This window comes from Corynebacterium afermentans subsp. lipophilum (assembly GCF_030408375.1).
GTDB classification, from domain to species: domain Bacteria; phylum Actinomycetota; class Actinomycetes; order Mycobacteriales; family Mycobacteriaceae; genus Corynebacterium; species Corynebacterium lipophilum.
Window position 1 is genome coordinate 1767911 of record NZ_CP046530.1, and the last position, 16737, is coordinate 1784647.

A 16737-nucleotide genomic window follows, 5' to 3' on the forward strand; every position below is an offset into this window, starting at 1 on the left:
TTAGTCGTTGGGGAAGATGACGGGGACGCCCTCCCGCGTGGCTACCGGGCGGCCGCGCGGTGGGCCGCCTTCCACAACGACGACGATCTGGGCCCACTCCGGCACCGGCTCCACCGCATCGATGGTGTCCACCACGTGGGCGCGCAGCCCGGACGGATCCACAGGCGCGGGGTTTTCGGGTGTCGCGAACACCACCAGGCAGGCGGCCGCCGCGCACACGGTGGCGCGGGGGCGGCCCGCCAAAAACCCGGCGAGCACCCACCCGTAGGCCACCAAGGCCGCAAGCGGGGTCGCCGACACCGTCGCGCCGGGCAGTCCCGCGCCGATGCGTGCGACCGTGTGCACCCACCACGCCATCGGCTCCACGCACCACAGCACCGGCACCTCCAGGCCGCCAGGCAGCAGTGAGCAGACCGCGGCAACGAGGCCGAGCACCGTCACCGGCCCGACCACGGGTGCCACCAGCACGTTGGCGCCGACGGAGACCAGCGAGACTCTGTCCGCCATCAGCGCCACAATCGGCATGGTGGCCAGGTCCGCCGCCACGGCCACGGCCAGTGCCCGCACAAGGACGTCCGGCCAGGCGGTCACCGCCAGCGCGCGGTAAAGCAGTGGGTAGAGCGCCACGATGCCCGCCGTCGCCGCCACCGACAGGGCGAACCCGTAGTGCACCGCAAGGTCCGAATCCACCAGCACCAACCCGACGACGGATAGGCACAGCGCGTGGATGGGCTCGGCTTGCCGGGAGGCAAGCACCGCCACCAGCCCCACCAGGCCGGACACTGAGGCGCGCAGCACGCTCGGCTCCGGCCCCACCAGCGCGGCGTAGATCAAAAGCGCCACCGCCGAGGCGGCGATCCTGCCGCGCAGCCCCGCGCCTATCGCGGCCGCCGCCACCGTGGCAAAGGTGGCCACAATCGCGATATTCGCCCCAGATACCGCCGACAAATGGGATAGACCGGTGTCGATGTACGTCTGTTGTTCGGCGGCGGGTTGCAGGGAGACGTCGCCAAGCACCATGCCCGGGATGAGCCCGCGCGCACCTTCGCCCACCTGCGCCTCCACCGCCGCGGCGAAGGTGGAGCGCACGTGGTGCGCGAACGCCGCCAAACCTTCAGGCGGGCCGAGGACCTCGACGTGGCCGTCGAGCACGAAAGGGTTCACACCCGGCACGCCGGACTCCTTGGACACACCACGGCCCACCACCTGCGCGCCGGAAACCGCGCCGTCCGGCAGCTCGTCGGCGAACACCGGCATCGTCGACGGCTTGCCCGGCACTCGCACACGCACCAGGTAGGCGCCCGTGTCCGTCTGCTTCGGGGTGCCGCTGATCGTGCCCACGACCTCGGAGGCGGGGGCGCTTGCGCGGGCGCGCACCGCAGCTGTCAGCGTTGCCGCCGCGCCGAGGCCTGCGGTGAGCACAGCCTGGCCCGGCTCGCGCGCGGTCAGACAAAACACGGCGAGGACCCCGGCGACGAGAAGCGCCGCCCAGACTCCGAAGAGGATGCAGCACGCCGCCGCGGCCCACACCGCCAGCGCCGCCGGCACCAGCCGCAGCTCCGACACCGCTTACAGCCCCACCATGTCGCGCATGGCCTCGAACTTCGCAGGCCCGATGCCGCGGACATCCGTGAGCTGCTCCACCGCGGTAAACGGCCCGTTGGCCTCCCGGTGGGCCACGATCGCCGCCGCGGTCGCCTCCCCCACCCCGGGCAGCACGGTCAGCTCGGAGGCGGACGCGTTATTCAGCGACACCGTTCCAGTGTCAGGCGCGGCCGCTCCTCCGCCGCCTGCCGGGGGCGCCGCGCCGACGGCCTGGACGTGGATCTGCTGGCCGTCCACAAGCAGCTGCGCCTGGTTGTGCGCCAACAAATCCGCGTGCGGCAGCGGCTGCGCGATCTGCAGGGCGTCGGCGATACGGGAGCCCTGGTTCAGCGTCATCAGCCCCGGGTTGGCCACCTCCCCCACCACGGCCACGACTACCACCCCGCTGACCTCCGTCGGCGAGGCCACCTGCTCCCACGAAACGTCCTCATCCGACCCGCCGCCGCCACGCAGCAGCGCCCACGCACCCACTACAACCAGCAGCGCGACCACCGCCGCGGCGGCCGGCTTCACCGGCACGGACACACGCGGCGCGGGATAGCGCACGGCAAGCAGGTCCTCCTCCCCGGTTGGCCGGGTGAGTTCCTGGAGACGGTCGATGGCGTTCATGCCCGGCACGCTAAGCCCGACAGCCGCGCGCCGGAAGCCCCCAACCGAAAACCTGTGGATAACGTTGTTGCAACGTCACCGATTAGGGCGGGTTATCCACACCTACTGGGCAGATTCCCGAGAAGAAAAGACAACCGACAGGCCGATGGCGCCGGGGCCAGTGTGGACCGCGAGGACGTCGACAAGCGGCTCGCACATCACCCGCGAGCCCTCCGGCAGCTGGGACTCAAGCGATGACGCCAGCTGGTCAGCGGCCTCCTCGGCGTCCGCGTGCTGGATCGCCGCGAAGACCGGCTGGCCGCCGGCGCGCTCCACCACCAGCTCCGTGAGCTTGGCAAACGCCTTCGACTGTGTGCGGGTCTTGCCGGCGAGTTCGAGCTTGCCGTCGTGGATGCGCAAAATCGGCTTGTTGGCCAGAAGCGCTGCGGACAGCACGGCGGTGCCGGTGGGCAGGCGGCCGGACTTGCGCAGGTCGTCGAGCTGGTGCAGGTACACCCACGTCTCGGAGCGGGCGAGTGTGGACTTCGCCATCTCCTCGCACGCGGCCAAATCCCCGCCCTCCTGCGCCACGGTGGCGGCAGCCATGGCAGCCGCGCCGATAGTCATCCCGGCGGCGTCCGTCTCCACCACTTTCACCGTGCCGGGAAACACCGCAGACGCGGCCACCGCCGCCGACCACGTGGACGACAGCGCCTTGGACAAGTGCAGGGCGATCACGCCGTCATCGCCGCCGCGCTCCAGCTGGCGCGCGTAGCAGGCCGCAAGCTCCAGCGAGGACAGCCCGGAGGTGCCCCTGTCTTCGCCGTTGCCGGTGACGTGCATGTCGGCGACGGTGATATCCAGCTCACGGACGACCTCAGCGGGCAGCCCCGCCGAAGAATCCACCACGACGCGCACCGCCATCTAGTTCAGCCCCCGGTTCCAGGCTTCGAGGTACCAGCGGATCTGCGTCGGCTCGTCCAGGCGCGGCATTGCCACGAGCCGCGCCGTGTTCGCGTTGCCCAGGCCCTTGATCGCCGGGTACTGCGCCACCACGAAGCCCAGCAGCGACGCGGTCAGCGCGGCGATGGTGCCGCCGTGGGAAACCAGCAGAACAGCGGAGTTGTCCCACTCGTCGTAGTCGCGCATCAGCTCGTCCACCACGGCCTGCGCGCGCGCCGCAACCTCGAGGCGGCTTTCCCCGCGCGGGGGCGCCCATGTCGCGTCCGTGCGCCACACCGCGCGTGCGCCTTCGTGCTCGGTGTCCACTTCGGTGTGGGTTTTGCCTTGCCAGTCGCCCAGGTGCGTCTCGCGCAGACGCTTATCGACGTCTACAGCCAACCCCAAATCCGCCGCCACCACGTCAGCAGTATTCTTCGCGCGCACGAGGTCGGAGGAGATGATCTTCGAGATGCCCAGGTCGCGCAGCTCTTCGGCCGCGGCGTGCGCCTGGCTGATGCCGCGCTCGGACAGGGTCGTGTCCAGCTGGCCCTGCATGCGGGAGGTGGCGTTGTAGTTCGTTTCGCCGTGGCGCAGCAGGATTAAACGACGTTGCATGGCCTAGAACTCGTCGTCGGCGGCTGCCGGGCCCTCGCCCGCCAGCGGCAGGTCCTCGATGTTCTGTGCCTCGCGCATCTCGGCTTCGTTGCCGAAGGTGGCGGGGCGCTCGTAGGGCTCCAGGCCCTCGACCTCGATGGCAGGGCAGTCCGCGTACAGGCGGTCCAGGCCGTAGAACTCGCGCTCGGCGTCGCGCTGGATGTGCACGACGAAGTTGCCGTAGTCCAAAAGCACCCAGCGGTTTTCGCGGTTGCCCTCGCGGCGCTTCGGCTCCACGCCTGCGTCCGTCAGGTCGCCTTCGACCTCTTGGACGATGGCGGCGACCTGGCGCTCGTTGTCGGCGGAGACGATCACGAACACGTCCGTGATGGCCATAACGTTGGACACGTCGATGACAGCGATGTTCTTGCCAAGTTTCTCGTCGGCCGCCTTAGCGGCAATCTTGGCCCGGTCGATGGAGATCTGCGGAGCGGTCAAGTGGGAACCCTTCGTTGGTTGGACAGACTCCGCCATTGTCCCACGACGGGACCTAAGAGTGCTACTTAGGCGTACAGGGCGTTTTTGGTGATGTACTGCACCACCCCGTCCGGCACCAGGTACCACACGGGCCGGTCCTCGGCGGCACGAGCGCGGCAGTCGGTCGACGAGATGGCCATCGCGGGGATTTCCACCAGGTGCACGCGCTTTTGGATGTCCGCCGGCAGCATGTCTTCGCGCAGGTCGTAACCGGGGCGGGTCACGCCGACAAATTCGGCGAGCTGGAACATCTCCTCCCAGTCGTGCCAGGACATGATGGAGGCCAGCGCGTCGGCGCCGGTGATGAAGTACAACGCCTCGTCCGGGAACTGTTGGCGCAGATCCCGCAGGGTGTCGATGGTGTAGGTCGGACCGTTTCGGTCAATGTCCACCCGGGAGACGGAAAAGCGCGGGTTGGAGGCGGTGGCGATCACCGTCATCAGGTAGCGGTCCTCCGCCGGGCTGATGGTCTTGCCCGCCTTCTGCCAGGGCTGGCCGGTGGGCACGAAGATGACCTCGTCCAGGTTGAACCGGTCCGCTACCTCGCTCGCGGCAACCAGGTGGCCGTGGTGGATGGGGTCGAACGTGCCGCCCATTACCCCGATGCGCCGCGCCTCATCCAAAGAGGCGGCGTAGTGCTCAGTCATGCGCATCTACCTCGCCGGCGGCAGCATGGTGATGTTCACGGACTCGATGAACAGCAAACCGCCGCCGAGCACCAGCGCGAGCAGCGCGCCAACGACGCCGACGATGGCGCCGATGCGCAGCTCATCGGTGGTGTCGTCCGCCCACTTGGTGGCGCTGCTGCTGGAGCCGCCAGCGACCTTCTTCTCCTCGCACACCTGCTTTCCGTCCTTGTCGGTGACGGGGATCGGGTTGCCGTCTGCGTCGATGATCGGCTTGCCCTTCTCGTCCACCTTCATCTTGCAGGTTTTTTCCACCGTCAGGCGCTCCTGAGTGTCGCGCGTGATGGTTTCCGCGTCTGCAGGCGTAACCGAAAGCGCGACGGCGCAGGCGGTCGCGGCGGCGACGGAACGGATACGACGTCTCATTAGCCGTACCGTACCTGATCCACGAACCGGCCGAACGAGTCAGAGACCTGATTGTCCCAGCGGGAGTGCCAGCGGAAGTAGCGGGCGTGGTTGCCGCCGGTGGGGCGCGAGGCTTCCAGGGTCTGGCGCGACAGGTCGCACACGGCGTCGAGCGGCAGGCAGTAGTTCACGCGGTTACGGGTCGCGGCCGCGGTCTTGGTGTTAAACGGCAGCGCGCCCAGGATGCCGCCTGCGCCGCCACCGCGCACGCCCACGGTGGACCAGTCGCCCGGGGCGGTATTCGGGTTGCCAAAGTAGACCACGCCGGCGAGCTGGCCGCGGCGGGCCAGCTCACGCTCGTGCTCGAGCAGGATCATCGCGCCCTGCGAGTAGCCGGACAGGATGTACTTCGGGCGGCAGCCGGTGGCGCGCTCGTAGTCGTTGACCATTTGCATCACACCACCGCGGCCGATCTTCACCGAGTCCAGGAACTGGTTCGCGGCGGTGCGCGCCATCATGAACATCGGGCTGGCCCACTGGATGGCAAGACCGACCGCCTGCAGCAGCGTTGACGGCACGGCGACCTCAGGCACGTCGTACTCCGGGAAGGTTGCCGGGTAGTAGCGCGGCTCCAGGCCGATGACTTCGACGTCCTTCATCAGGGAATTACCGCCGTGGGTGGCGGCGTAGCGGCGCTCCGCGTGCTGCAGGAAGGCGCGAATGGTTTCCGCCTCCCAGCCGTTGGAGGTCCAGGCCGCCCCGCCCGAGTAGCGCGTGGGGTAGATCTGGCTGTTTTGGCCGGAGCCGCGAGCGGCGATGACGGCGACGGCCGGGCAGCGTGTCTGCGCATCGGCTTCTTCAACAGGTGCGACGGGGGAAACGGTAGCTGTCACGGCGGTGGCGACAGCGGTGGCGAACAGGCCGATACGGGCGCGCCAGGAGGAACGGGATTTTTGCACGCAGCTAGACTAGCGCACCTGGCCTGCACCTTCCAGGATCCATTTGGTGGTGGTCAGCTCCGGCAGCGCCATCGGGCCGCGGGCGTGCAGTTTCTGGGTGGAGATGCCGATTTCGGCCCCCATGCCGTACTGCTCCCCGTCCGTGAAAGCGGTCGATGCGTTCAGGACGACAGCTGCGGCGTCGACGGCGTCAGCGAATCGTCGTAAAGCATTGGCGTCCTGGGCCGCAATTGCCTCGGTGTGGCCGCTGGAGTAGCGCGCGATGTGGGCGATCGCCCCGTCCACGCCGTCCACGACGGCGCTCGCGATGTCCATGCTGAGGTACTCCTCTGCGAAATCAGCCTCCGTCGCGGGCACAACATCCGCACCAAACGCAGCATGCTTTGCGACGTCTCCGTGCACCTCAACCCCCGCCGCCTGCAACGCAGCAACGACCGCACGTTTGTCCTCGTCCGCGAGGCGGGCGTCTATCAGCACCGTTTCCGTCGCGTTGCACACGCTGACCCGGCGCGTCTTGCCGTTGATAAGCATCGCGATGGCCTTGTCCAGGTCCGCAGACGCGTCAATGTAGAAGTGGCAGTTGCCGGTGCCCGTCTCGATGGTGGGCACGGTCGCGCCGGTGACCACCGCCTCGATCAGGCGGGCGCTGCCGCGGGGAATCACCACGTCGACAAGCCCGCGCGCGGTGATGAGGTCCTGCACCGAACCGTGGGTTTCACACGGGAGCAGCTGCACCGCTTCGCGCGGCAGGTCGTGGGCGGCGAGGGTGTCCTGCAACACCTCGACCAAGGCGGCGTTGGATTCCCGCGCCGTCTTCGAACCGCGCAACAGCGCCACGTTGCCGGATTTGAGCGCTAGCCCGAACGCGTCGACGGTGACGTTTGGGCGGGCTTCATAGACCATGCCCATCACGCCGAGCGGGACGCGCACCTTTTTCATCTGGATGCCGTTGGGCAGCGTGCGGCCGGTGAGCACCTCCCCCACCGGGTCCTGCAACCCGGCAACCTGGCGCAGCCCGCCGGCGATGCCGTTGATGCGGTCTTCGTCCAGCGCGAGCCGGTCCAGCACGGACTCCGCCAGACCGTTGCCGCGGCCGTGCTCCAGGTCGCGGGCGTTGGCGCCCAGGATCTCCCCCGCACGCCCGGTCAGCGCAGCGGCGGCCGCGAGCAGCACCTCGTCCTTTGCCGGGGTGGGCAGCGCCGCGATCACCGGCGCCACCTCTTTCGCACGGCGCGCCTTCGCGAGCACCTCCTCGCGCTCGGCCTGTCTTTGCTGGTCAGTCTGCTGCGCACTCATGCGGCAATCCTAGCGTTAGACGAGTACCAAAACTCTTGACACTGGCGCGGGGGTGGCCCACTATTTCGGTATGACCGATTTGCAGCTCTTCAACGTCCCGGAAAAGCTGGTGCGCGCCCTTGAAGCACAGGCCCAGCTTCGGAACACGTCCGTGTCCGACGTCGCTGTTGACGAGCTGACAATCGCGCTCAACCGTCGCAAGCGTTCCGCGGCCCTGGATCGACTCGCCAATCTTCCCCGGGTGAGCACGAAGGGCGAATCCATCGCCGATGCTGTTCGCGGCGAACGGGACGCCCTGGTCATTTAATACCCCGCGTCGATGTCGACTTCGGTGGCCATCTTCTCGCCCGCGGTAAACAGCTCCCAGTTCTTCGCGGCCAGGCCGCCGATGCGGCGCTCCATAAACCGCGGGATGTTAGCTACGTGCGGGGTGATCACGCAGTTGTCCAGGCCCCACAGCTCGTGGTCGGCGGGCAGTGGCTCGGGCTCTGTCACGTCGAGGCCGGCGCCGCGCAGGTGGCCGTCGGCAAGCGCTTGCGTGAGCGCCTCCGTATCGATCAGCGGACCGCGCCCAACATTCACAATCACGGCACTGTCCCGCATCTTCCCGATGGTCTCCGCGTTGACCATGTGGCGGGTTTCCTCGGTGAGCGGGGCGAGGAGGACGAAGTAGTCGTGGTTGGCCCAGACATCGTCGGAAAGCGTCACGGTGTTATCCGCGCCTTCGACGGGGTTGCCGGAGCGGTTCACCGCCGTGATCTCCATGCCGAACGGCTCGAGGAAGCGGATGAGCGTTTTGCCGATGCCACCGGCGCCAATGATCGCGAGCTTCTTGTTGTCGAAGAGGTACTCCTTCTCCTTGAACAGCTGCGTGTTGTTCCACTCGCGGTCCACGGCCTTCATGCGGTGCTCCACCGCGAGAAGCAGGGCGAGGGTGGACTCGGCGACGGTGTCGTCGTACAGCCCTCCGGCGTTGGCGAAACGCACGCCGTTTGCCGCGTGCTTGGCAAAGACGTCCTGTAGGTTCTCCACGCCGGCGTACTGGATCTGCACGACCTTGACGGAATCGGGCAGCTGGTCCGGGAAGTCGCCCGGGCCGCCGCCGAAGAGGATCATGTCCGGGTTGTCCTCCAAGGCCACATGCTGGTGGCCTTCCGCCTCCAACGCGGCAATCGGCTCGTCTTTGGGCTTGGGCAAAAACGTGAACTTCATGCCCGCCCAGACTAGCTACTACAGTCGCGAGGCGTAGTTGGACAAGTAATCCGCGTGCACCACGGCCCTGCGCTGGTGGGCGGGCAGCTCGTCGGTGTGTCGGCCGAGCATCGTGGCCAGCTCCGCGGCGTCGTAGGCGACTTCGCCGCGGCCCACGGCTTCAGAATCGGGGCCCAGGATTTCCACGATGTCGCCGGCGTGGAACTCGCCCTCGATGTTGGTGATGCCCACCGCAAGCAGGCTGGTGCCGCCGCGGGTGACCGCCTCGACCGCACCCTCGTCCAGGCGCAGCACGCCCTCCGCGTCCGCCGCGTAGAGGGCCCAGAACTTCCAGGCGTTGAGCTTGCTTTCCGGGCGCGTGTGGAACACGGTTCCCACCTGCGCGTTCTCGAGCGCGTCCTCGATCTTTTCCGTGGCGGTGAGCAGCACCGGCACGCCGCCGCGGGTGGCCAGGCGCGCGGCCGAGACCTTCGCCGCCATGCCGCCGGTGCCGAAGACGCCCCCGTCGCCGGCTTCGACGTCGGCGAGGTCGTTGCCGGAGCGGACTTCGTCGAGAAGCTTGGCGCTCGGGTCTGATGGATTTTTGTTGTAAAGGCCGTCCACATCCGACAGCAGCACCAGCGCGTCCGCGGACACCAGGGTGGCCACGATGGCGGAGAGGCGGTCGTTGTCGCCGAAGCGCATCTCGGAAGTGGCCACCGTGTCGTTCTCGTTGACGATCGGCACCGCGCCCATCTGACGCAGCCGGTCGATGGTGCGCTGCGCGTTGCGGGCGCGCTCGCGGGACCCGGCGTCGCTTTGCGTGAGCAGCACCTGGCCAACCGTCCGGCCGTAGCGCGCAAACGAGGCGCCCCACACCTGCGCGAGGTGGATCTGCCCCACCGACGCGGCCGCCTGCTTGGTGGCCAGATCGCGCGGGCGCGCCTTCAACCCCAGCGGCCCCATGCCCGCCGCGATCGCACCCGAGGAAACCACGACCACTTCGGAACCGCGCGCGATGCGGTGTTCGATAGCGTCCACGATGCCGTCGATCTTCGCCGGATCCAGCTCGCCTGAGGCGTTGACCAGGGAACTTGTGCCCAGCTTGACCACGATGCGGCGGGCGGCGGCGATCTCTTCGCGGAGGGAAGTCATGCGTTTGGAGTCTACGCGGCCCTAGCCCTGCCAGCGCTCGCGGTCGGCTTCTTCGCCGGTGCCGTAGTCGTACTCGTCGATCAGTCCGCGGCGGGCCTGGGAAGCGCGCTTGCGCTCTGCCGCCGACGTGCGGTCCGTGCCGCCCAGGCGAGCGTCCTGGCCGCGGCCGGCCAGCGTCGGGTCGCCGCCGATGCTTGGCTCCCAGTCGAAAGAGATCTCGCCGATGGTGACCGTGTCGCCCTCGTGGGCGCCGGCCTTGCGAAGCATGTCTTCCACGCCTGCCTTGTTCAGGCGGTCCGACAGGTAGCCGACGGCTTCGTCGTTTTCGAAGTCCGTCTGGCGCACCCAGCGCTCCACCTTCTCGCCGGTAACGAGCCAGCCTTCCGGGTACATGGGGTCGCGCACGACCTCCACGCCGCCGTCCTCGCCGCGTCGGCTGAGGGCTTTGGGGCGGATGACCTGTGGTTCGTCGATAGGCACAGTGCGACGCTTTTTGCGGGTGCGCTTGACGATGTCCCACAGCGCCCACTTCAGCTCGTCCAGCCCCTCGCGGGTGGCGGTGGAGATCATGTACACCGGCCAGCCGAACTTCTCCTCGATGTCCGCGCGGAGAAACTCGGCGAGCTCCTTCGCCTCCGGGATGTCCATCTTATTCAGCACCACGAGGCGCGGGCGCTCGCGCAGGTCGCCCAGGCCGGAGTCCATGTCGAGGGCGTCGGCGTAGGTGTCCAGCTCGTGTTCGAGGGCCTCAATGTCGGAGATCGGGTCGCGGCCCGGTTCCATCGTGGCCACATCCACGATGTGCGCAAGCACCGCGGTGCGCTCAATGTGGCGCAAAAAGTCCAGGCCGAGGCCTTTGCCCTCGCTCGCGCCCGGGATCAGGCCGGGCACGTCCGCGATGGTGAAAGTGTCGTGGCCGACGTTGACCACACCCAGGTTCGGCGCGAGCGTGGTAAACGGGTAGTCCGCGATCTTCGGCTTCGCCGCGGACACCACAGAAATAAGCGAGGATTTGCCTGCCGACGGAAACCCGACCAGGCCCACATCCGCCACCGATTTCAGCTCCAGGATCAGGTCGTGCGCCTCGCCTGGCTCGCCTTTCAGGGAGAAACCGGGGGCTTTGCGCTTCGCCGTCGCCAAGGCTGCGTTGCCCAAGCCTCCGAAGCCGCCCTCCGCGGCGATGAAGCGGGTGCCCGGCACGGTCAGGTCCGCGAGCACCTCGCCGTCCTCGCTGCGCACCACGGTGCCCACCGGCACCTCCAGCACGAGGTCCTCGCCGCGCGCGCCGTTGCGCCAATCGCCCGCGCCGTTCGCGCCGCGTTGCGCCTTGATGTGCGGGCGGTATTGGAAGTCCAGCAGCGTGTGCACCTGGGTGGACACCTCGAGGATGATGTCGCCGCCGTGGCCGCCGTTGCCGCCGTCCGGCCCGCCGAGCGGCTTGAACTTTTCGCGGTGGACGGACGTGCAGCCGTGGCCGCCGTCGCCTGCTTGCAGGTGCAGGGTTGCGCGATCAACGAATTGGGCCATGGTGGTTTGCCGCCTTTCTTTAGGACACGGACGATGATAAGCAAAAAGCGCCGTCGGCCCGAACGGACCGGCGGCGCCTAGGCTTCGCGGTTACGCGGTGGCGGTTGCCTCTTCGGCGGTGCCTTCGTCGACAACGCCTGCTGCCTCAGCCTGCTCGAGAACCTCGGAAGCAACACCCTGGCCGTCGGCCGGGACGATGTTGACGATGCGGCGCTTGCGCTTGATGCCGAACTGGACGGAGCCTGCGGTCAGTGCGAACAGCGTGTCGTCGCCGCCGCGGCCGACGTTGTCGCCCGGGTGGAACTTGGTGCCACGCTGACGGACGAGGATCTCGCCGGCCTTGACCTGCTGGCCACCGAAGCGCTTCACACCGAGGCGCTTGGACTCAGAGTCACGACCGTTCGAGGAGCTGGATGCACCCTTCTTGGTTGCCATTGTTCAAATTCTCCTAGTGGTTACTTAATGCCGGTGATCTTGACGGTGGTCTGCGGCTGGCGGTGGCCCTGGCGGACCTTGTAGCCGGTCTTGTTCTTGTACTTCAGAATGTCGACCTTCTTGCCCTTGCCGTGCTCGACGATCTCTGCGGTCACGTTGACCTTGGACAGTGCGTCGGCACCGGAGGTGACGTCTGCGCCATCTACGAGAAGGATCGGGGTGAGTTCGACCTTGTCGCCTGCTTCACCCTCAAGCTTCTCGACCTTGACGAGGTCGCCCTCGGCAACCTTGTACTGCTTGCCGCCGGTCTTGACGATCGCGTACATAGAGGGTTACCCCTTATCTCTACTCGCCCGCCCCCTGCATGCTCGAGGGCGGAAATGGAACAGTTTGAGCGCTTCGGGGCCTATCGTGGCCTGCCGTGCCCGCATGCGTAGGCAACGAGGCGGCACGCCCCGAAACAGCGACTCGGCAAGACTACACCGGCACCATGCGCTTTACCAAACCGCGTTAGCTGCTGCGGCGTGTGGCGCGCCTGCGTCCGCGCCGCGGGGAAGCCTTTGCTTCTCGACGGCGCTCCGCCTGCCCCTCTTCCTTCTTCGGCCTTTCCTTCTGAGCCGCGCGGGCGTTGGCTGCTGCGGCGGACGTGGCGTTGGACTTGCGCACGGCGCGGCGGCGGCCCCGGCGGCCCGCCGCCGGCTTCGCCTTCGCTGCCGGTTCATCCTTCTCGGCATCCGGGGCAGCTTCCGCGGCGGTGTCCTGGTAGTCCTCGCGGCGCGGGCGGACGTCGGAGCGGGAATTGCCGCGGGTGCGGCGCTTGCGGCGCGGCGAGTTGTCGAACTCCTCCACCGCTTCCTCGAAGCTTTGCCGCGGGGCGTCCTTGTCGCTTTCCGGGCTCTTATCGTTTTCCGGGCGCTCTTCCCGCTTGTCCTGGGTGTCCGGCTGAGGCCCGCGGCCGCGGTTGCCCCCGCGGCGGCCCCGGCGGCGCGAGGAACGGCGGCGCCCCTCGGAAGCATCGTTGTCGCTGTTGTCGCCGCCATCCCTTTCGTCGCCGTCGTCCCTGTCGTCGCTGAAGATCGAGTTGAGCAGGTTGTCCATCTCGTCTTCGTTGAGCTGCTTGCGCTTGGAGCGGCGTGGCCCGCGTGAGGGCTGCTCGCCACCGCGCTCAGTCTCGGTGTGTGAGTCGGCGGGCTTGTTCCGGCCGCGGGAGGAGCGGTGCTCGTCGTCACGCGAACGGCGCTTGGAGCGCTCGTCGCGGCCGCGCTCGGAGTACGGGTCGTGCTCGACGGGGTCGTCGGTGACGATGATGCCGCGGCCGCCGCAGCACTCGCACTCGGTGGAAAACGTCTCCAGCAGGCCGTTGCCCAGGCGTTTGCGGGTCATCTGCACCAGGCCCAGGGAGGTGACCTCAGAGACCTGGTGGCGGGTGCGGTCGCGGCCGAGTGCCTCGTTGAGGCGGCGCAGCACGAGATCCTGGTTTTCGGGGAGGATCATGTCGATGAAGTCGATGATGATCATGCCGCCGATATCGCGCAGGCGGATCTGGCGCACGATCTCTTCAGCGGCCTCCAGGTTGTTGGAGGTGACCGTCTCTTCCAGCGAGCCGCCGGAGCCGGTGAACTTGCCGGTGTTGACATCGATGACGGTCATGGCCTCGGTGCGGTCGATGACCAGGGTGCCGCCGGAGGGCAGCCAGACGGTGCGCGACAGCGCCTTTTGCAGCTGCTCGTCGATGCGGTGGACCTCGAAGGCGTCCTTGCCGTCGTGGCGGGAGCGGTCAAACTTTTCTAGCCGATCCAACAGGTCCGGGGCGACGGACTGCACGTAAGCGTGGACGGTGTTCCACGGCTTGCGGCCGTCCACGATGAGCGAGGTGAAGTCCTCGTTGAACAGGTCGCGCACGACCTTAACCAGGATGTTCGGCTCCTCGTAGAGGGTAACCGGTTTCGCGCCCTTGGAGTTTTTCTCCTTTTCCGCCTGCTCCTGGATCGCGGTCCACTGGTTGTGCAGGCGGTTCACGTCGGCCGCGATGGCTTCTTCCGGCACGTTTTCGGCGGCGGTGCGGATGATCGCCCCGCCCTTGCCGGGCACGACGTTGTTCAGGATTTCTTTCAGGCGCTTGCGCTCCGGCGCCGGCAGCTTGCGGGAAATGCCCGCGCTGCGGCCGCCCGGCACGTACACCAGGTAGCGTCCGGCCAGCGAGATCTGGGTGGTCAGGCGCGCACCTTTGTGGCCGACGGGGTCCTTGGTCACCTGCACCAGCACCTGGTCGCCGGATTTCAGGGCCTGCTCGATGCGGCGCGAGCGCCCGCCCAAACCGGCGGCCTTCCAGTCCACCTCGGAGGCGTAGAGCACGCCGTTGCGGCCCTGCCCAATGTCGATGAACGCGGCCTCCATGCTGGATAGCACGTTCTGCACGCGTCCTAGGTAGATGTTGCCGATCATGGAGGACTGGCTTTCGGCGGTGACGAAGTGCTCCACCAGCAGCCCGTCCTCGAGCACGCCGACCTGGGTGATCTTGCCGTGGCCGTCGTGGCGGTCGCGCTCGCGCACCACCATGTGGCGCTCGACGGACTCGCGGCGCGCCAAGAACTCAGCCTGGCTGACAATGCGCGAGCGCTTGCGCTGCTCTTCGCGCTTTTCTGTGCGGCGGCGGCGCTGCGCTTCCAAACGGGATGAGCCCTTGATCGCCTTCGGCTCTTCGATCACTTCGGGCTCTTGCTTATCCGCGTCCTCCGGCGAAGCCTCGTCGATAGGCTCGGGCTCCTTCTCCTCGCTCGGCGCCGCGGCGCGGGTGGCGCGGCGGCGCTTTCGCTCCGGGGCCTTGAAGACGGGGGCACGGTTGGCGGTCTCCTCCGGCACGGGGGTGATCTCCGGCTCGACGTCGGTCAGTGGGTTGTCGCGCAGGTCCGCCTCGACCTTTTCCTCGATCTGGTGGATCTCGTTTTCCACGTCCTTGCGCACGCGCTGGCGGATCTTCTCGTCCGCGGCGTCGTCTGCGGTCTCATCGTCGTCGGTGGTGGTAGCGGCGGCGTTCGCGAGTGCGTCGAGAAGCTGCTCGCTTTCAGCGCGCGTCAGCGTCGACTGCGCAACCTTGACCACGCCGAGCTCCGACAGCGCGACCACGAGCTCCTTCGACGGCACACCCAGCGCTTTAGCCAGCGCGAACACGCGGGTTTTCTCCGCCAGCTGGGAACGGTCGAACGCGGCGTAAATATTCTCTTCGGATGCCTTGTGACCAGCCAATGTGCGTCACTCTCCAATTTTGCTCAGCCGCACCCCAGCAGGGTGGGCCGGGCGCTGGCAAAACGTTGCCGAAGCGGCCGCACGGCGAACCCCACGGTGCGGTACATGTGAAAGTTTCCTAGCGTCGCCAGGCGACGCTTGCGCTTACCATTGTGGCACAGCGATACCTGGGGTGCGGGGCGAGGATTACTTCTCGGCCAGTCGCAGAAGGTCGGCCACCGCAGCAACGGGGGCGTTCTCGTGGCGTTCAGTCAACGCGGTGCCTACCACGATCTGCAGCACTCGCGCGGCGTTGAAATCCACACCCGCGCGTTGCAAAAGCTCCCCGATGAGGTCTTTGAGCTCGTCCGTGGCTTGGCAGACGTAGTCGCCGACTTCGCCAGGATCGCGCTGGGCCTCGATGAACGCGGCGACCACCGCACGCGCGCGCGACGTCTGCCCGCACGCCACAACGTCGACGACCGCCTCGGCCAGCTGCACCGGGTCCGAAAGCTCGACCCCTTCGCCCTTCGCGCGCTCCATAGCCTCGAGGCGGCCCTGCACCAGTTGCTCGAAGCAGGTGGCCACAAGCTTGTCGCGTGTGGAGTAGTAGTACCCGATGGATCCCACCGGCACCGATGCCGCCGCCGCAACCTGCCGGTGTGTCAGCCCCTTGAGCCCCTCCGCAAGCAACAGGTCAATCGCCGCATCCAGGATCGCAGAGCGCTTCTCCACCGCCCGTGCCTGCTCGCTGCGAGATGCCACCACGGTTCACCTTTCTCACTATGCGGATTACATGCGACTCTATTTATACAACAATTGGTCCGTCGCGACTGAAATTCCCCCGCCCTAGACGTGAAAAACACCGCAGCCGTGGCGGCTGCGGTGTTTGACAACGTGCGCTTAGAGGTTCGGGAACCAGATGCCGATCTCGCGCTCAGCGGACTCCGGCGAGTCGGAGCCGTGGACGACGTTTTCCGCCACGGACAGTGCGAAGTCGCCGCGGATGGTGCCCGGGGTGGCCTTGGCAACCGGGTCGGTGCCGCCGGCCAGCTGGCGCCATGCCTCGATGGCGCGCTCGCCCTCGACGATGCCGGCGACCAGCGGAGCGGAGGTGATGAAGTCCACCAGCTCACCGAAGAACGGCTTGTCCTTGTGCTCGGCGTAGTGCTTCTCAGCGGTCTCGCGGTCTGCAGTGCGCAGGTCCAGCTCCACAAGCTTCAGGCCCTTGCGCTCGATGCGGGAGATGATGTCGCCGACGTGGCCGTTTGCAACACCGTCGGGCTTGATCAGGATCAGAGTACGTTCAGTCATAGCCCAAAATCTTACCCCAAAGTCGTGTTTACGCCTCCCGCACGATGCGCGCTGCGTCTTCCGGTGTGGTGCCCCGGAACCACAGCTGCACCTGCTGCACCGCCAACTGGAAGTTGCCCTCGTTTTTCATGCGCTGCACGGTGGCACGTTGTTCGTCGTCAAGCTCGGGCGCGACGTCTTCCCGGCGCTTGTACTGCTCGTAGAACCCGAGCACCAAAAACAGCCCGGCGGCGACGATCGCCGCGGTGCCCACCCACCCGGGCAGGGTTGTGTACACGGCCACCACAGCGACGATGGAGAACACGGCGGCTAGGGCGAAACTCACGATGCGCATGGGC

The 16737-nt window shown here is 67.4% G+C and carries 19 protein-coding genes; 1 reads left to right on the forward strand and 18 read right to left on the reverse strand.

Annotated features, from left to right (window positions below):
* The 9 genes from CAFEL_RS08430 to CAFEL_RS08470 form a co-directional block, all read right to left on the reverse strand.
* Positions 1-1566, reverse strand: a complete 1566-nt coding sequence (locus CAFEL_RS08430; protein ID WP_194559716.1) for a ComEC/Rec2 family competence protein — start codon at positions 1564-1566, stop codon at positions 1-3.
* Between the two features lie 3 nt (positions 1567-1569).
* Complete coding sequence (locus CAFEL_RS08435; RefSeq protein WP_194559717.1) at positions 1570-2214, reverse strand: ComEA family DNA-binding protein; 645 nt, start codon at positions 2212-2214, stop codon at positions 1570-1572.
* A gap of 102 nt (positions 2215-2316) precedes the next feature.
* On the reverse strand, positions 2317-3117 hold the full coding sequence (locus CAFEL_RS08440) for a DegV family protein (protein WP_194559718.1): 801 nt from the start codon (positions 3115-3117) through the stop codon (positions 2317-2319).
* Positions 3118-3750 carry a histidine phosphatase family protein gene (locus tag CAFEL_RS08445; RefSeq protein ID WP_194559719.1) on the reverse strand — a complete coding sequence of 211 codons (633 nt, stop codon included), beginning with the start codon at positions 3748-3750 and terminating at the stop codon, positions 3118-3120.
* 3 nt (positions 3751-3753) lie between these two features.
* Positions 3754-4227, reverse strand: coding sequence for a ribosome silencing factor (gene rsfS / locus CAFEL_RS08450; protein ID WP_034998223.1), 474 nt, complete (start codon positions 4225-4227; stop codon positions 3754-3756).
* 65 nt (positions 4228-4292) lie between these two features.
* Positions 4293-4913, reverse strand: coding sequence for a nicotinate-nucleotide adenylyltransferase (gene nadD / locus CAFEL_RS08455; protein WP_194559720.1), 621 nt, complete (start codon positions 4911-4913; stop codon positions 4293-4295).
* Positions 4914-4919: 6 nt separating this feature from the next.
* A complete protein-coding gene (locus CAFEL_RS08460; RefSeq protein WP_194559721.1) occupies positions 4920-5318 on the reverse strand; it encodes a hypothetical protein in 399 nt (132 codons plus the stop codon).
* Positions 5318-6256 (reverse strand): hypothetical protein, encoded by a 939-nt coding sequence (locus tag CAFEL_RS08465; protein ID WP_194559722.1) that lies wholly within the window; start codon positions 6254-6256, stop codon positions 5318-5320. The genes CAFEL_RS08460 and CAFEL_RS08465 overlap by 1 nt, the downstream gene beginning before the upstream one ends.
* Positions 6257-6265: 9 nt before the next feature.
* Positions 6266-7552: a glutamate-5-semialdehyde dehydrogenase gene (locus tag CAFEL_RS08470; protein WP_194559723.1), complete on the reverse strand. Its 1287-nt coding sequence runs from the start codon at positions 7550-7552 to the stop codon at positions 6266-6268.
* 70 nt (positions 7553-7622) lie between these two features.
* On the opposite strand from CAFEL_RS08470, the gene CAFEL_RS08475 reads away from it, so the two are divergent.
* A complete protein-coding gene (locus CAFEL_RS08475) occupies positions 7623-7859 on the forward strand; it encodes a hypothetical protein (RefSeq protein ID WP_194559724.1) in 237 nt (78 codons plus the stop codon).
* Here the strand turns inward: CAFEL_RS08475 and CAFEL_RS08480 are convergent.
* The 9 genes from CAFEL_RS08480 to CAFEL_RS08520 all read right to left on the reverse strand — a co-directional run bounded on the left by CAFEL_RS08480 (position 7856) and on the right by CAFEL_RS08520 (position 16733).
* Positions 7856-8764 carry a D-isomer specific 2-hydroxyacid dehydrogenase family protein gene (locus CAFEL_RS08480; protein WP_194559725.1) on the reverse strand — a complete coding sequence of 303 codons (909 nt, stop codon included), beginning with the start codon at positions 8762-8764 and terminating at the stop codon, positions 7856-7858. The two genes, CAFEL_RS08475 and CAFEL_RS08480, sit on opposite strands and share 4 nt — an antisense overlap.
* An 18-nt stretch (positions 8765-8782) precedes the next feature.
* A complete protein-coding gene (gene proB / locus CAFEL_RS08485; RefSeq protein WP_194559726.1) occupies positions 8783-9898 on the reverse strand; it encodes a glutamate 5-kinase in 1116 nt (371 codons plus the stop codon).
* Positions 9899-9919: 21 nt separating this feature from the next.
* Positions 9920-11425: a GTPase ObgE gene (gene obgE, locus CAFEL_RS08490; RefSeq protein ID WP_194559727.1), complete on the reverse strand. Its 1506-nt coding sequence runs from the start codon at positions 11423-11425 to the stop codon at positions 9920-9922.
* A gap of 90 nt (positions 11426-11515) precedes the next feature.
* Positions 11516-11860 carry a 50S ribosomal protein L27 gene (gene rpmA / locus CAFEL_RS08495; protein ID WP_070473701.1) on the reverse strand — a complete coding sequence of 115 codons (345 nt, stop codon included), beginning with the start codon at positions 11858-11860 and terminating at the stop codon, positions 11516-11518.
* Positions 11861-11880: 20 nt separating this feature from the next.
* Positions 11881-12186, reverse strand: coding sequence for a 50S ribosomal protein L21 (gene rplU / locus CAFEL_RS08500; RefSeq protein WP_181192663.1), 306 nt, complete (start codon positions 12184-12186; stop codon positions 11881-11883).
* A 184-nt stretch (positions 12187-12370) separates the two neighbouring features.
* Positions 12371-15106, reverse strand: a complete 2736-nt coding sequence (locus CAFEL_RS08505; protein WP_194559728.1) for a translation initiation factor IF-2 N-terminal domain-containing protein — start codon at positions 15104-15106, stop codon at positions 12371-12373.
* Between the two features lie 186 nt (positions 15107-15292).
* On the reverse strand, positions 15293-15850 hold the full coding sequence (locus CAFEL_RS08510) for a TetR/AcrR family transcriptional regulator (RefSeq protein ID WP_194559729.1): 558 nt from the start codon (positions 15848-15850) through the stop codon (positions 15293-15295).
* Positions 15851-15988: 138 nt separating this feature from the next.
* A complete protein-coding gene (gene ndk / locus CAFEL_RS08515; protein WP_034998207.1) occupies positions 15989-16399 on the reverse strand; it encodes a nucleoside-diphosphate kinase in 411 nt (136 codons plus the stop codon).
* A gap of 28 nt (positions 16400-16427) precedes the next feature.
* Positions 16428-16733, reverse strand: a complete 306-nt coding sequence (locus tag CAFEL_RS08520; RefSeq protein ID WP_194559730.1) for a hypothetical protein — start codon at positions 16731-16733, stop codon at positions 16428-16430.
* Positions 16734-16737: the final 4 nt, after the last annotated feature.

Excerpts from the sequence above, each read along its gene's own strand:
- CAFEL_RS08445 (WP_194559719.1), bottom strand. The coding sequence starts at position 3,750 with ATGCAACGTCGTTTAATCCTGCTGCGCCACGGCGAAACGAACTACAAC.
- CAFEL_RS08435 (WP_194559717.1), bottom strand. The coding sequence starts at position 2,214 with ATGAACGCCATCGACCGTCTCCAGGAACTCACCCGGCCAACCGGGGAG.
- CAFEL_RS08480 (WP_194559725.1), bottom strand. The coding sequence starts at position 8,764 with ATGAAGTTCACGTTTTTGCCCAAGCCCAAAGACGAGCCGATTGCCGCG.
- rpmA (WP_070473701.1), bottom strand. The coding sequence starts at position 11,860 with ATGGCAACCAAGAAGGGTGCATCCAGCTCCTCGAACGGTCGTGACTCT.
- ndk (WP_034998207.1), bottom strand. The coding sequence starts at position 16,399 with ATGACTGAACGTACTCTGATCCTGATCAAGCCCGACGGTGTTGCAAAC.
- CAFEL_RS08470 (WP_194559723.1), bottom strand. The coding sequence starts at position 7,552 with ATGAGTGCGCAGCAGACTGACCAGCAAAGACAGGCCGAGCGCGAGGAG.
- rplU (WP_181192663.1), bottom strand. The coding sequence starts at position 12,186 with ATGTACGCGATCGTCAAGACCGGCGGCAAGCAGTACAAGGTTGCCGAG.
- CAFEL_RS08520 (WP_194559730.1), bottom strand. The coding sequence starts at position 16,733 with ATGCGCATCGTGAGTTTCGCCCTAGCCGCCGTGTTCTCCATCGTCGCT.
- CAFEL_RS08460 (WP_194559721.1), bottom strand. The coding sequence starts at position 5,318 with ATGAGACGTCGTATCCGTTCCGTCGCCGCCGCGACCGCCTGCGCCGTC.
- obgE (WP_194559727.1), bottom strand. The coding sequence starts at position 11,425 with ATGGCCCAATTCGTTGATCGCGCAACCCTGCACCTGCAAGCAGGCGAC.
- CAFEL_RS08475 (WP_194559724.1), top strand. The coding sequence starts at position 7,623 with ATGACCGATTTGCAGCTCTTCAACGTCCCGGAAAAGCTGGTGCGCGCC.
- nadD (WP_194559720.1), bottom strand. The coding sequence starts at position 4,913 with ATGACTGAGCACTACGCCGCCTCTTTGGATGAGGCGCGGCGCATCGGG.
- proB (WP_194559726.1), bottom strand. The coding sequence starts at position 9,898 with ATGACTTCCCTCCGCGAAGAGATCGCCGCCGCCCGCCGCATCGTGGTC.
- CAFEL_RS08440 (WP_194559718.1), bottom strand. The coding sequence starts at position 3,117 with ATGGCGGTGCGCGTCGTGGTGGATTCTTCGGCGGGGCTGCCCGCTGAG.